The sequence below is a fragment of the Legionella hackeliae genome (assembly GCF_000953655.1).
Lineage (GTDB): Bacteria > Pseudomonadota > Gammaproteobacteria > Legionellales > Legionellaceae > Tatlockia > Tatlockia hackeliae.
Map to the genome: position 1 here is coordinate 2,490,208 of NZ_LN681225.1, position 14,464 is coordinate 2,504,671.

Here is a 14,464-nt window from a genome sequence, read left to right on the forward strand (position 1 = left end):
TCATCCCGGGCTATGACCTCCCCTAGCCCGGGAATATTACCTCATTCAGTATAATGTCCAGGGCAAAGATTATGCTCTTTGAGCGCTTTAACAATATTGAAATTCACCTCACTGGAAACATCCTGTTTCAAATCAATATTTTTAATGTAATACCACAGCTCCATTGTCACATGTAAATTATCTTTTGAAGGGACTAGTTCATAAGAGACGGTTGGTGTATAGGGCATTTCCTGAACGACAGAGGGATGATCTTTAACAACACCCAACAAAACCTTCTCGGCGAGCCCCAGATCCCCATTACTGTCTAAAATAACCTGACTGTTTACACGACAAATCTTATTTTCACGATAGGTATAGTTGGTCACTGATTTATTGATTAGATGAGAATTGGGAATAATGACATCTGCATTTGTGAGGGTAGTTATTTGAGTCGATAGTAATCGAATTTTTTTAATATAGCCCTCGGTACCATCAATAATCACTCTATCTCCAGGGGCTACTGGTTTATGAATTAATAAAATAATGCCACTGACAAAGTCGCTAGCAAGATATTGCAATCCAAAACCAATACCAATTGATAAAGCACCAGCTATAACTGCAAGACTGGTAAAATTAATACCGGCAATTAACAAAGCAATAATAGCGGCAATACTAAAGGCTGAGTAATTAATTAATGTAGCAATATTATCCTGACGATATTTTTCTCGTTTAAATGCACTATGACGTGCGACAAAGGTTGAAAGTGCTCTTCCTACCATAAGCAGAAGACAAAAAGCGATGGCTGCCCTGACAAATCTCACTGGCCACAAATAAATACCATAGACATAGCCGCCTTGAAAATACCATGTTTTCAAATAATCCATATGGTACTGAGAAATCCCCCATACCTTCATCAAAAGAAACAGTGAAAATACTATAAATCCAGTATTCAATATAATCCTTATCACTAACAATTCCGTTAAGGTTTGTGTGGATTTAATGCCTAACCAGCGATGGATTTTTTCCGATGCCGGCTGCCCCGGATTATTGAGTAATGCAAATAAATATCCAAAATAATAACTGACTTTCCACACAATGAATAAAATAACCAGAGTAGTCACCACGTTGGGGATAAAATAAATTGCAAAATTGCTATAACCTATCCAAGCTGTAACTATCGTAAAAAAGTAAATCCCTGCCAAAGAAAATTTAATATTTCTTAACGACGAAGGCGACATTTTTTCTTTAAAAAAAGGAAGTCGAAAGATTAGCCAACTAAACCAGCCAAACGACAGGATGAGTAGAGTACAAAATACAACAAATCGAAATCTTAATAAGGCTGGCGGGATCCATTGATCTTGCAGCGCAATTGTAGCGAGTCTTCCCCAAAGCAAGAAGGTTACAAACACAATACCCCGTAAATAGATATCTGATAACAAGCGTTTATCAGAATCATTAGCATACTGACGAAAAAGAATTACAAAAAATCGAATTAAGATAAGGGTGAATGCATAATATAAAATCGCATTAGACGCTAAGAGCAAAGTCGGTTTTGGAGTTTCATTACCTAATAAACTATACAGGTAAATAATAGGTCCTATTAGAACCAAAAGAAAAAATAAGCCACTCTTAGTTAGGGATGTTAGTAAATTATTAACTAATTTATTATGGAAACTACCTTTAAATGTGGAAATTATTTTTTGAACAATCAGAGCCATAAAAAAGCAGATAAAAAGAATCATGACTGTAGTTGCTTTCTGAGCGCTACTTAATTTATTAAAACCACTCATGTGGGTAAATTTATCTCGACTGAAAGCAATTCGGAAAAATAATTTTGGATTAAAATCCTCCCAAACTGGTGGAGAACGGTTTAATAAATTAAACATGGGTGTATTACCCATCATGGCATTAATTTTATTTAATATCTCCTGAGCTTGATAATTAAAAAAAACACAGTCAGCAATAGCTTTAACATGCAGTTGTTTATCCGCAATTAACTCATGGTAGCGTGCATCATTTTGGTGAGAAAGTGTGGACGCAATTTCATTATTATTAAGTAATTCATTGAGCTTTTTTAATTGCTCTTTTCCGTCATCAACACAATTGCTAGCTTGGTCTTGCAAATCATTAATTAGTTTTACGGTAGAATAAAGTTGTTCGTAGTTAAGATTTTTTTTTGATAATTCCTGTTCAATATTTTCTAACTCTATAGTGGCATTATGGATATCAAAACCATTGTAAATTTGCAGAGTAGTGGAAGCCCAAATACCTTTGGCAAAGAATGATAAAACAAGAAAAATAGCTGTAAATAGTATTTTTTGCATTAAATTCTCAGGTTCAAAGTACAACAACTAGTTGGGTTTAAAAGAAAATCTAATTTAATAATAGCATCTTACAAAAAAAAATTAGCTTCGGACTTGGAAGAAGCAATAAAATATAACCGAGTCAGTTAATTTCAAGATGTTATCTTTGCTTTAGGATAACCGTAGGGATTGCGCTTTTCACTATGCGATCTTTTCTCAAAATGTTGGTAATCCTGCACATCGTACCAATTCCCACCCCAATCCCAACCATAGCGCAAGAAGACTTTATAAATGTAACTATTTTTTTTAATTTTTCCCGGAGAAGAGGTCTTTTTTAACATAAATTGCCCACTAGAATGCGGTATTATCAGCTTTCTTGCTACGTAAGGATTAATTTTTGGATTAATATCAATAGCTCGCCCATAACTGTGCTGTGAGAAAATACCAGGGTGGTTTGTGACCTCACGGCAATTAAAGACGCTCGTTGAGTTTGCCATCATTGCTGCAAGATCATCCCCTTTGAATGCATCCATAGGCTCTATACGCTCAATTGGAAAATGATGTCTGTAAAGGCAATTTAAAAATCTGAGTCACTTCTTTTGCAAGCGCTTTATCGACAATTAACACTCCCTGGTGAGGTTTCTTGTCAAATCCCCAATGAGTCAGGCTAACATAGCGCAAATCATTAAGTGATACAGGGCATCCTTTGTGCCAGGTATATCTTTTCATCTGTTGTTGAACATCGGTTGGAATGGATGAAATCTTACTTTTAAAGATTGCTTCATGAGCTCCTTGCACTCTCGGGGTTTCAGCAGACATACAAACGGTAGGAAGGCTTATCAACAATGACCAATACAACATCTTTAACATTATAACTACCTGAATTTATAGAAAGTTCTCATTTTTATAGAGCAGATTAAGTAAATTTATTTCAAAAACTAGCGATCTATTTTGACATAGATAAGCAAAATGGTTAATAATTTTTCACCCAAATACTGACTATTGAGGACTCTATGAGGTTTAAAAGTATTACAACTGCATTAGTAGCATGCGTTTTAATGAACGGTGCCTTTGCAGAAGAAATTAGTATTATCGGTTCAAAAAAATTTACTTTAAAACAAACAAGGGCAACATCTTCTAGAAGGGATGCGTCTGGTAGTAGCAATCATGGAAAAGTAATTCAGCTATTGCGAGTTCAATTATCTGATGAAGCCAAAGCGCTCTTGAAAAGCCGTGCAAAAGACGCTAGTGAACATACCCGACAGTTCTCAACTAACCTAAAAAATTCTTTAGCTTTAGAATTACCAAACAAAGTAGAACTTGGGATGAACAAGGTTCCTGTACTCGATCAAGGAATGCATGGGACTTGTGTAACTTTCGCTGTAACAGGTGCTTTGGATGCTATTATCAGTAAAGGTGATTACATCAGCCAAGTTTGTAACCTCCAATTAGGTAGTTATCTTGAAAAGCATGGCTATGGCCTCAGTGGTTGGGATGGCAGTTATGCAATTAATGTCATCAATCAAATTGAACAGTATGGCGCTGTTAATCGACAAAATCAAAAATCTAAAGGATGTGGTGGTTTCAAAGAATATCCAACTCATTCCTCTCATAATCCAGGATCATTTATCGAACCTGAGAAATTCCGGGCTATGAGTGAGTTTATTTTTGGAAAACTAGCTAATTGGTCTGATGTATACCAACAAAAGAATCCAGTGAAAACTTTAGAAGAAGTCAAACAAGCGCTTCAGTCAAAAGATAGATTGGTTTTTGCTGTTCTACTCCCTCGCACCGATTTGGGTACAGCTGGTGCCGTGGGTAAACACAATACCTATTTCTATAAAGACAGCTGGGTTTTAACACCTGAAATATTAAAAGCTGTAGACAATGTAGAAGATGCCCATGAAATGATCATAACAGGCTATGATGATAATGCGGTAGCTGTTGATGACAAAGGAAAAAAACATAAAGGATTATTAACTCTACGCAACTCTTGGGGAACTTCAGTCGGTGATGATGGGGAGTTTTATATGTCTTACGACTATTTTAAATTACTTGCCTTTGATGTCACCCGATTTTCACCTCAAACAATGTAAATTTAAAGCTGCTGGGTGAGATACTCAGCAGCTTATTCACAAGCTAGCCTTGCTTTGTAGGATTTAGCATAACAAACCCTTCACTTTCTAACTCTTCCTCAGATGAGGCTGTGCTCTCTACTTCTTCTGTTTCAGAAGTTTTTTCCACTTCAGGTTTACTCCATATAGAAGTCCATATTGCTCGTGAAACATTACCAAATTTGTACCCACTTTTATGTCCTGAAGCAGGAGAAGTTTTGACATTCATAGTCTGACTTTCTTGGCTTTTTACATACTCGCTGAGAAAATTAAGTGCTGCCCAAGTGTAATCGCCAAATTGATAGGCTTTGGCTGTTGCTTGTGGAGTAGACATTGAGGAATTAGCAGCCTTTAAATAGTCTCTAATAACGTCTCTTATCTTTACAAGATCAGCAATACTTTCATCAGAAAGTTTTGTCGAGTCATCACTGGGTAATTTATTGTTATATTCAATTGCAGCTATAACGAGGAGATTATAGCGGGGACCGCGTTGAAAAGGTTGAATAAGATAATCTGAAAGACCTAATTTGCTTGCATGGCTTTCAGAAAGATAGAGATCCAAGCCCATGAATTTTCGAGGATTTATTGCCACCTCTTTGGCATAAGTCTCATACCATCTTGCATAATCTTGATAGAGAGTAAAAAAAGCTTTTAGTAATTGTGTACGTTGTGCTTTTAACTGATTGAGCGCTGAAGGATCTATGTCATTACCCAAAGACATTGTGACATTCTTCAATAACATATCAGAAATATTTTTTAACTGAGGAAGATAATTTTTTAATTGGGCAAAAAGCACATTATCAGGCATGAGTTCAGAGGGAACCATAAGCAGTCTGTCTAATGCATCGTTATAATTTTTCTCAGTATCTAGCATTTCTTGAATGGCTTTATGTTCAGTTAAAGTGTCTTGAATTTGGTTAACAGCTAACATAGTAAACTCCAAAATTAAGTTTTGCGTATTGATTAATTTTTTATCAAAGTGAGACAATATTAACGTCTTTGCATTAAGGAAGACTTAATATAGAAGGTATGTTGCAAGAAACTTTGGGCATCGCTCAAAACTGTTTGGAATAGCATGTCGGGCTATGCACTCACCGTGCTAGTCCATCTTGTGGATGCCTCGGACAAGCCGAGGCACGTAGGGTGGCAACTCCATTTAAGAGACTTTGCATAAAAGGTATGCTGTAAGAAACTTTAGACATGCTCAAACTGTTTGGAATATTTTCTACCTGCCTCGGCTTGTCCGAGGCATCCAGTTGGAGCAATATATATCTAGGATCTTTTACGATTTCTATAATGTTTAAAACGACTCGCACAAAATGGTGAAGGATTAGTTATCAACTCTTCACCCGTGATCATCTGTGCCAACAATCGCCCAGTGACAGGTCCTAAGGTTAGGCCATGATGAGCATGTCCAAAAGCAAACCAGAGTTTGGGATGTTTGGGTGCGGGTCCAATAACTGGCAGCATATCAGGCGTACACGGGCGACATCCCATCCAAGGGATTTCATCGAGACGTTTTGTAATGGGAAAAAGCTGGCGCGCAATAGGCTCTACTATATTCAATTGCACCGGTGTTTTTTTTGAATCACGTTTTGCAAACTCAGCCCCTGTAGTGAGACGAATACCTTTTGCCATAGGGGTTATTAAATAACCATTCTCAATATCCAACACAGGATGAATGAGTTTAGTTTCCGGTTTCGCCTCATAATGCATATGATATCCTCGTTTGACTGCCAGCGGAAACCTGTAGCCAAAACGTGAAAGCAGTGTGTCTGACCAGGGTCCAAGAGTGATGACAGCAGAATCGGCCTGTATTTGTCCTTCATTTGTTTTGAGTGTCCATTGCTCAGATAAATTATTTGCATTCCCAAAGAAAAAGCGACCGCCTATCTGTTCAAAATAATTTGCATAGCTTTTCACCAACGCGCCTGGATCACTCACACTCTCAGATTCAATGTATCGCAAAGCGCCTATCAATGAATGATCGAGATTGGGTTCAAGATGACGCAGTGAAGCAGCATCCACATATTCAAATCGAATTCCATACTCCGTTTGGCACTTCTGCGCAAACTTGGTTTCTGTCTCTTGAACTTTTGCGGTTCTAAATACTTTAAGCCATCCCTCAGAGCGTAATAGATGGCTTGCTCCAGCGGCATTTGCCATTTGATGATGCTCTGTAACGCTATGCTCAATTAAAGTGGCATAGGAGCGAGCAATCTCGGCATGACGCGAAGGATGGGAATTAAACCAATATTTCCACAAAAAAGGAGCAAGCTTGAGTATTGTTCCTGGGTGATACCTAACTTCGGGCGAACGATTAAATGCGTACCTGATTAAAGAAGACCAATCCCTTGGAAATCCATAAGGATAAACGCCTTCTCGTTGGATTAGACCGGCATTACCAAACGACGTTTCACTGCCTGGCAATTTTAAATCGATGAGAGCCACCGAACGGCCACGCATTTGCAAATGCGTGGCAACGGATACACCGATAATGCCACCACCAAGTACCAAGACATCAAATTTCATCTTTTAACCTCGGATTGAAGTAGTGTACCAATCATGGATGTTTGGATTATTGGAGACTGGGAATATGACCTTTCTCTAGAGAATCCTCAGAGCTTCCAGTCTTACCGAAAAGCGTAAACGAGGGTACATTTGATTTTTTAGCCTGTATTTCCGGAGGTGCTAAAGAAGCAACCACGTCTAACAAATGCTTCAAAATTTCCGTAGCAGGCTTAGCAATATCCATCGCCACGCGTATACGTCCAACACCCTCACTTAGCTCTGCAACTTCCTCTGTTTTTCCCGTTGCAAGGTTGACTTGAATATATTTTTCCTCGATTTTTGCAAATTGAGAATCTAATGCCACCATAGCCGCAAAGGGATCCCAAAGATAATACACTTCAAAGAAACTAATTTCTGGATGTTCTTTTTCAAACGCATTTTTTAACGCTGTGATTAACTCATACATTAATCCCACAGCACCTTCAGAATCTTTTCCAGCCATTTCGGCCAATTGATTGTAGAACTCTTGCGTCACACGGATATATTTTGTGACATCAAGAGGCACCATCAGCAGAGGAACTCCTGATGCAATAACGTTTCTAGCAGCAGCAATATCGGCAAAAATATTCCATTCTGCAACATCATTAGGGATTTTAGGATCAAGATCCTTAATATTTCCAGCAATATGAATTGCACCACCCATAAGACTAATTTTTACCTTCTTTTTATCCTCAGGATATGTCTTGAACAATCGATCTAAATCAGTTAATGGTCCTGTAGCAATAATAAGAATAGGATCTTCACTTTGAGATATAATTTGATGGAGACTTTCAACCACATCTGGAACCTGTTCATTTATAGTTTTTCCATTGAGCCCAACAAGAGAAGGCAAGGTATCTATAAATGAACGGATGTAGTCGGGAAAGCTTTGACCGTAGTCAGGATTAATTCGTTTGTCTTCGCCCTGCCCCAGAGCGATCCCTTGAAGATTCAATGCATTACAAACAGCAGCGACATTTTGCAGGCCACATTTGGCATCAACCTCGCCAGTACCCGCTGTCATTACACCGACTAATTTTATCTTTGACTGACGAGACAGCGCTGCAAGATAGCATAACGCAATGTAATCATCTACAGAACCATCTTGATACAAAACAACTTTAGTCATTACCTTTCCTTAAATTATACTTTTCTATTTTTCCTGCTGAGCAAAGCGCTCATAAAAATTAATCACTTTTAGGGCATTTTAAAATCAGTTACCTACTAATGGACATTCCCCTGACAATGCAAATCCTAAGAAACTACAGAGCCTAATTTCACTCCCTGTGGAGCTTAGAAAATCGACTCCCTCTACAGCATTATTATTCACCTCAAGGTTAGGAAACGCTAATATCGCTATACTACTATTTGCAGCTTCAATCCCTACAGCAGTTGCATCCGCTCCTGTAGCAGCTACCGTATACGTGTCTGCACGAAAAAATTTCAGCGCAACGATTAAATTCTTAAACTCACTTTGATTTAAGTTCAAACCTTCAGCAAAAGCTGACGATAAACCATTGGCTGTTGCTGTAAAATTCGAAGCTAGGACAGAACCATTGATACTTGCAGTTTCACTAATCAAACCATTGCTTCCTCTAATCGCTATAGCTCTTGCCACATTTGCCGAGGCTTCGCTGGTTATATCTACTCCCGCAAAACTCACAGTAGCCTTATTAAAAGTTGAAATGCCGACAGCGTTTATTCCAGTTGTTATTGCAAGGAGTCTTGCTTGAGATGATGCGTTAATTTGTGTCTGCTCTAGACTTGCTATTGCCCGCTCGTTAACTGTCAATCCTATAGAATTCGCCGACGAATTGTCTCCTCGGGATTCAGCAGTCACATTTGCATTTGTTCTAAAGAGCCTTAACGTTGTAAAGACATTTACAACATTATATCCAAGTGCATGACTAACCCCATTTGCAGTTTCATTTAAACTATTCACACGTACCAGAGAGTCTTCCACATTTACTTGACCACTCTGGACAAGGATTCCTTGAGCTACACTTGTACTTCCTATGCCATTACCAGTACTAGTAGCATTAACATTTATTGTGGAGTTAAGGATATTCGGTTTAATATTAAAATCTAAATCGTCAATAACGATTCCTTGGGCTATCGCATCGACACCTGCAGCGTTTGTTACTTGCACATTTGCCTGCGAGTTCAGTACTTTTATACTGCCTGTATCATCACCATCTATTATTATTCCTCGACCGCTGATAGTGTTGGCAGCGCGTTGGGTTGCATTGACGTTTATGGTGTCATTAATCAGTTGTACCCCTTTTGAATCTACTATTGAGATACCTGTTGCAATAATGTTTGTATTCACGACATTATCTACAAACGCCTCAAGCCGGCTGTTCTCGATAACGACATCTTGTGCCTCATTCACAAATACTGCTCTTTTATAACCACGGAAATTACTGGTCCCCCCAATCACAGAATTAGCAATTCTGACGTTAGAACCTGTAATGATTAATCCATTAAAAAATTCACTATTATTATTGATAAGAAAAAGTGAATCATACGTATTACCTCCGGTAAGCTCCATGCTGCCTTCTACAATACGTAGTTGGCTTGTAGCAAAACCAATACTACGCCCGTAAAGTGATTGTCCGCGATTTAAAGTCAATACTGTGAGAAAATCCGCTTCTGGGGCAACAAAGGTAGAAGCACCGCTAAATGTGCCATAACTTCCTGAGCTTAAGTAAAAATTAGCATTCGGGGAGATAGTGTCAATCGAGTTCACGGTCGTTTGACTAAATGAAGTATCCAGACAATTATTTTCATAAGTACAGTTGCTAAAACCATTTGCCGCGACAAAAGGTGTTCCTGCACTGCTAAAAAACCAGATGTTGTCTCGTGTCAGCACTCGCACACCTGTATTCACATAGGCTTCTTGACTGGGAATCCCAGAACCAGTATTCCAAGTGCCTAAATGTCTTCGGAATGGGTCTAATAAGCGATTCTCTACATTTGGGGGGCCACTTTTGTCCATGCCGCCTAAGGTTAAACGAATCGTTAATTGCGCCGTATTTTTTTGGACCTTGTCATAACTATCTCGTATCGATACCGTGAAATAGTTGTTCAGCGGCATTTCTACACCACCAATCACCCCATTGATATCTTGCGACTCTTTAAACGAAAAATGATAACCACCTGTGTAAAAACGAAGGTTTCTCGCCATGGGCAAGGTTAATCCCACTTCACCATCAACCCCATTCCCTACTTCTTCAACCAGATTAATTAAGTTATCAAATTGATTATGACCCGCAAAACTCACATATTGCGTCGTACCTAATTGTTCCCCTAAAAATACTCCTTGCACCTTTTGTTTCGGGGAGGTGGGGAAATATCCATTCACATGAATGTCCCAAAGACTAGTCATAAGCTCCAAACCTGGATTCACTACCGGAAAATGAGGGCCTCGAGCCACTCGGTTAAAATCACCAAAAACATAACCGCCCAATAAAAATCGGTCATTATAAATTCCCCGATAGCCTCCACCAATGCTACCTAAATAACCATCGTCATCACCCGTCTTACCCATCCCATCAATGTAAAAAATTCCGCCATGATTGCCATAAATTGGCACCAGCGCATCCGCCTCGCCTAAAGTCTCATCACCAAAAAAACCCTCGCCTATTACGCGCGGCATAAAAGGAAATAAACTCGGGTGAAATTCAGCATAACTGCTCGTGCTGGCAGCTAACAAGGAAAGCGTTAAAAAAGACAGTTGTGGGAGGCGCAGCATGAAAATTCCATTTTTCTAGTTTAGTTAAATAATCCGCAAATAGTATGAGATTAACATGTGTTATTCAATGATTGGTCTATTAAATCGCTTAGTTAACCTCATTTGAAAAAACAACCAGGTGGAACTATTAATTATTAGAGAATTTCTTGCAAAATTATATTGGAGAAATTATGGCTAAGGATGAAGAAAATAAACAACCGAAAAAAACACATCAAAGAATGGAAGAGGGTCCAGAAACCTCACAGCAAATTGAAAAACGAGCAAAAACCGAGGGTTTGGATACTTTTGGCTCTTTTTTTGAAAAGCGTTATACGGAATTAGAAAAGATTGCAGAAAATACCTATAAATTAGTTGTTGAAGGAAAATTAACGGAAGAGGAAGTTCCTAGCTTCTCTTTTCTTGACGTCTATAAAACTGAAAATTTTCTACTCAACGATGGCCGAATATCCAATTTTAAAGACATATTAGAAGGACAAAATCCTGCCATTATTGCCGATCTGATCGTGACCCATATTCAACAACACTCGGAGGATTCTCAACAAATTATACAGATTTCTTCCTATATCGAAAATTTACGACCAATAGCCAAAAAAGCAGGTTTAGAAGCAGAGCTGGCCAGTTCCCTCGACTTTATAAATAAAATGAAAACCCTCTCTGCAGCCAATAAATTATCTCAAAAGGGAGATTTTGGACAAACTCTTTTACATTTTTTTGCTGCGCAGTCACATCATACGGCTATGTTGATTTTGATAGAAGCGGGAGCCGCTCTTAATGCTCCCACAGAAAACGGTACCACACCCATACATTTGTTATTTGGTGATGAACAAACCTTCCCAGATAAGTATCCTTCTAATGATTTCCTACAAAAATTAATTGATTATGGAGCTGACTTCTCTGCAAATGCAATTGATGATATTGATCATCCAGGTGTTGGGATCACGCCATTAGACCATCTAGCCTCAGCCTACATATCTGCCGAAGATGAGGAGTCTAAACGGTGCCTTTTGTTTCTATTTGATGCGTTAAAAATAGATACTCCTGATAAAATTAAACAAGCGTTACCAACCTTGAGCGATGATGACCGCACTCAAATTAATGAATTGATTTGTGACCCCTCAAGAGAGCATACAATTCAAATCTAACTTTTAGTTACTGTTTCTATTAAAAGCAGCAATGTAATCATCCATCCCTTACTTTCCTACCACAGGGCAAGTACCTGTGAGGATCAATCCAGAAAAGCTACAGTTTCGAATCACACTATTTTGAGAGCTTATGAAATCGATGCCAGGTTTATTGTTAGTTGTTACATTCAGGACTGAATTAAATAATGTGGCCTGGCTATTATTAAATGCCAAAACACCAATAGCTGAACTCAAGTTTCCATTAGCTGCCACATTGTAAGTAACTTGTGTATCAAAACTTCTATTGTCTTTGACATTATTTGTAAAAATACTGTTATCTAACTCCACTCCTTCGGCAATAGCAATGAAGGAGCTATTAGCCTCTGCATTAATCGTCGACGGTAAAAAAGTTCCATTAGAGCTGACGACTTCTTCAGTTAAACCCCATTCAGCTACTAGTGCCTTAGCTGTTGCCGAATTGTTTGCAACAGCAACACTCCTGATATCCATGCCTGCAAAATTCAAAGTAGCTCTTTTTTCTATGGAAAAGCCTGTTTCATTGATACCAATTGCAGTGGCAGTGGATGAAGCTTCAGCTGAGGCAGTAATTTTAGCTCTCTCAAGGTTCGCTATTGCTTCTCTTCCCACACTCAATCCTAACGCACTGGCAGTGGCATTTTCCCCGGTGGCTTTCGCACTTGCCGTAGCTGAAGTTCTGGTAATAGTCAAAAGCGTTGAACTTTCCTCCGAATTAAAGATTTTTGCGTTACTACTTCCATTTGATGTTTCATTTAAGCTATTTACTGTTATTACCGAATCAAAAACCGAGACTCTCGAAGCATTAGAAATGCCCTCTGCCATTACTGCACTGCTTGTTCCGATCCCTGTGCTTATAGCATCGATGTTTAATGTTGAGTTCTTTATGGTCAAGGGTTCGCTTAATGGACGAGTAAGAACAAGCCCTCTGGCAGTAACATCTTGGCCCGCCAAATTTTGCACCTTTACATTTAATTGCGAATTTATAATATTTATCAAACGTGAATCAATAACAAAGATACCTTGACATTGTACTGCGGCGGCTCCATGCTGAGTTGCACTGACAACGATTACATCATTATTTAATGCTACTCTATTCGAATCAGTAATTCTTACACCATTAACACTAATATCTGAGTCAGTTGTATTATCTACAAAAGCCACTATGCGACTATTGTCAATAACTACATCACGAGCCCTATCAATCAGGACAGGTTCTCTATAACCTAACTTTCTACTAGCTTCGCCGATTATTGAATTAGAAACTCTGACATCACTACTGTCCATGATGATTAAACCCGCGCCAAACTCGTTATCGTTATTAATTAATTGTAATGAGTCATAATTGTTATCTCCTGCAAGCTCAAGACTACCCCTTATAATACGTAAACCTCGAGTAGTAAAATTATTACTACGCCCGTAAAGTGATTGTCCGCGATTTAAAGTTAATATTGTGAGGAAATCCGCTTGCGGTGCGACAAAGGTAGAGGTCCCGCTAAATGTGCCGTAACTCCCTGAGCCTAAGTAAAAATTAGCATTCGGGGAGATAGTGTCAATCGAGTTCACGGTCGTTTGACTAAATGAAGTATCCAGACAATTATTTTCATAAGTACAGTTGCTAAAACCATTTGCCGCGACAAAAGGTGTTCCTGCACTGCTAAAAAACCAGATGTTGTCTCGTGTCAGCACTCGCACACCTGTATTCACATAGGCTTCTTGACTGGGAATCCCAGAACCAGTATTCCAAGTGCCTAAATGTCTTCGGAATGGGTCTAATAAGCGATTCTCTACATTTGGGGGGCCACTTTTGTCCATGCCGCCTAAGGTTAAACGAATCGTTAATTGCGCCGTATTTTTTTGGACCTTGTCATAACTATCTCGTATCGATACCGTGAAATAGTTGTTCAGCGGCATTTCTACACCACCAATCACCCCATTGATATCTTGCGACTCTTTAAACGAAAAATGATAACCACCTGTGTAAAAACGAAGGTTTCTCGCCATGGGCAAGGTTAATCCCACTTCACCATCAACCCCATTCCCTACTTCTTCAACCAGATTAATTAAGTTATCAAATTGATTATGACCCGCAAAACTCACATATTGCGTCGTACCTAATTGTTCCCCTAAAAATACTCCTTGCACCTTTTGTTTCGGGGAGGTGGGGAAATATCCATTCACATGAATGTCCCAAAGACTAGTCATAAGCTCCAAACCTGGATTCACTACCGGAAAATGAGGCCCTCGGGCCACTCGGTTAAAATCACCAAAAACATAACCGCCCAATAAAAATCGGTCATTATAAATTCCCCGATAGCCTCCACCAATGCTACCTAAATAACCATCGTCATCACCCGTCTTACCCATCCCATCAATGTAAAAAATTCCGCCATGATTGCCATAAATTGGCACCAGCGCATCCGCTTCGCCTAAAGTCTCATCACCAAAAAAACCCTCGCCTATTACACGCGGCATAAAAGGAAATAAACTCGGGTGAAATTCAGCATAACTGCTCGTGCTGGCAGCTAACAAGGAAAGCGTTAAAAAAGACAGTTGTGGGAGGCGCAGCATGAAAATTCCATTTTTCTAGTTTAGTTAAATAATCCG

The 14,464-nt window shown here is 39.0% G+C and carries 10 protein-coding genes; 2 read left to right on the forward strand and 8 right to left on the reverse strand.

Annotated elements, in window-relative coordinates; all coding sequences use genetic code 11:
- Positions 1-41 precede the first annotated feature (41 nt).
- The 3 genes from LHA_RS16150 to LHA_RS16160 form a co-directional block, all read right to left on the reverse strand.
- Complete coding sequence (locus LHA_RS16150; RefSeq protein WP_052673695.1) at positions 42-2,303, reverse strand: mechanosensitive ion channel family protein; 2,262 nt, start codon at positions 2,301-2,303, stop codon at positions 42-44.
- A gap of 131 nt (positions 2,304-2,434) precedes the next feature.
- Positions 2,435-2,815 (reverse strand): M15 family metallopeptidase, encoded by a 381-nt coding sequence (locus tag LHA_RS16155; protein ID WP_052673696.1) that lies wholly within the window; start codon positions 2,813-2,815, stop codon positions 2,435-2,437.
- Positions 2,816-2,828: 13 nt separating this feature from the next.
- Positions 2,829-3,152: a hypothetical protein gene (locus LHA_RS16160; RefSeq protein ID WP_052673697.1), complete on the reverse strand. Its 324-nt coding sequence runs from the start codon at positions 3,150-3,152 to the stop codon at positions 2,829-2,831.
- A gap of 143 nt (positions 3,153-3,295) precedes the next feature.
- On the opposite strand from LHA_RS16160, the gene LHA_RS11015 reads away from it, so the two are divergent.
- Positions 3,296-4,378 carry a C1 family peptidase gene (locus LHA_RS11015; RefSeq protein ID WP_045106588.1) on the forward strand — a complete coding sequence of 361 codons (1,083 nt, stop codon included), beginning with the start codon at positions 3,296-3,298 and terminating at the stop codon, positions 4,376-4,378.
- 43 nt (positions 4,379-4,421) lie between these two features.
- Here LHA_RS11015 and LHA_RS11020 read toward each other — a convergent pair whose 3' ends face one another.
- The 4 genes from LHA_RS11020 to LHA_RS11035 all read right to left on the reverse strand — a co-directional run bounded on the left by LHA_RS11020 (position 4,422) and on the right by LHA_RS11035 (position 10,700).
- Positions 4,422-5,327, reverse strand: a complete 906-nt coding sequence (locus LHA_RS11020; protein ID WP_045106589.1) for a RhoGEF domain-containing protein — start codon at positions 5,325-5,327, stop codon at positions 4,422-4,424.
- A 341-nt stretch (positions 5,328-5,668) separates the two neighbouring features.
- The gene (locus LHA_RS11025; protein ID WP_045106590.1) at positions 5,669-6,928 is read right to left on the reverse strand and encodes an NAD(P)/FAD-dependent oxidoreductase; all 1,260 of its coding nucleotides are present in this window, start codon (positions 6,926-6,928) and stop codon (positions 5,669-5,671) included.
- Positions 6,929-6,974: 46 nt separating this feature from the next.
- Positions 6,975-8,075: a nucleoside hydrolase gene (locus LHA_RS11030; RefSeq protein ID WP_045106591.1), complete on the reverse strand. Its 1,101-nt coding sequence runs from the start codon at positions 8,073-8,075 to the stop codon at positions 6,975-6,977.
- A gap of 84 nt (positions 8,076-8,159) precedes the next feature.
- A complete protein-coding gene (locus LHA_RS11035) occupies positions 8,160-10,700 on the reverse strand; it encodes an inverse autotransporter beta-barrel domain-containing protein (RefSeq protein ID WP_045106592.1) in 2,541 nt (846 codons plus the stop codon).
- A 170-nt stretch (positions 10,701-10,870) separates the two neighbouring features.
- Here LHA_RS11035 and LHA_RS11040 point away from each other — a divergent pair, with 170 nt between their 5' ends.
- Positions 10,871-11,842 (forward strand): ankyrin repeat domain-containing protein, encoded by a 972-nt coding sequence (locus LHA_RS11040; protein ID WP_045106593.1) that lies wholly within the window; start codon positions 10,871-10,873, stop codon positions 11,840-11,842.
- Between the two features lie 48 nt (positions 11,843-11,890).
- Here the strand turns inward: LHA_RS11040 and LHA_RS11045 are convergent, their stop codons facing one another.
- Entirely contained in the window at positions 11,891-14,428 is a 2,538-nt protein-coding gene (locus tag LHA_RS11045) for an inverse autotransporter beta-barrel domain-containing protein (RefSeq protein ID WP_045106594.1), read from the reverse strand.
- Between the last annotated feature and the right edge of the window lie 36 nt (positions 14,429-14,464).

Excerpts from the sequence above, each read along its gene's own strand:
- LHA_RS11040 (WP_045106593.1), top strand. The coding sequence starts at position 10,871 with ATGGCTAAGGATGAAGAAAATAAACAACCGAAAAAAACACATCAAAGA.
- LHA_RS16150 (WP_052673695.1), bottom strand. The coding sequence starts at position 2,303 with ATGCAAAAAATACTATTTACAGCTATTTTTCTTGTTTTATCATTCTTT.
- LHA_RS11025 (WP_045106590.1), bottom strand. The coding sequence starts at position 6,928 with ATGAAATTTGATGTCTTGGTACTTGGTGGTGGCATTATCGGTGTATCC.
- LHA_RS11045 (WP_045106594.1), bottom strand. The coding sequence starts at position 14,428 with ATGCTGCGCCTCCCACAACTGTCTTTTTTAACGCTTTCCTTGTTAGCT.
- LHA_RS16160 (WP_052673697.1), bottom strand. The coding sequence starts at position 3,152 with ATGTTAAAGATGTTGTATTGGTCATTGTTGATAAGCCTTCCTACCGTT.
- LHA_RS11020 (WP_045106589.1), bottom strand. The coding sequence starts at position 5,327 with ATGTTAGCTGTTAACCAAATTCAAGACACTTTAACTGAACATAAAGCC.
- LHA_RS11035 (WP_045106592.1), bottom strand. The coding sequence starts at position 10,700 with ATGCTGCGCCTCCCACAACTGTCTTTTTTAACGCTTTCCTTGTTAGCT.
- LHA_RS16155 (WP_052673696.1), bottom strand. The coding sequence starts at position 2,815 with ATGGATGCATTCAAAGGGGATGATCTTGCAGCAATGATGGCAAACTCA.
- LHA_RS11030 (WP_045106591.1), bottom strand. The coding sequence starts at position 8,075 with ATGACTAAAGTTGTTTTGTATCAAGATGGTTCTGTAGATGATTACATT.
- LHA_RS11015 (WP_045106588.1), top strand. The coding sequence starts at position 3,296 with ATGAGGTTTAAAAGTATTACAACTGCATTAGTAGCATGCGTTTTAATG.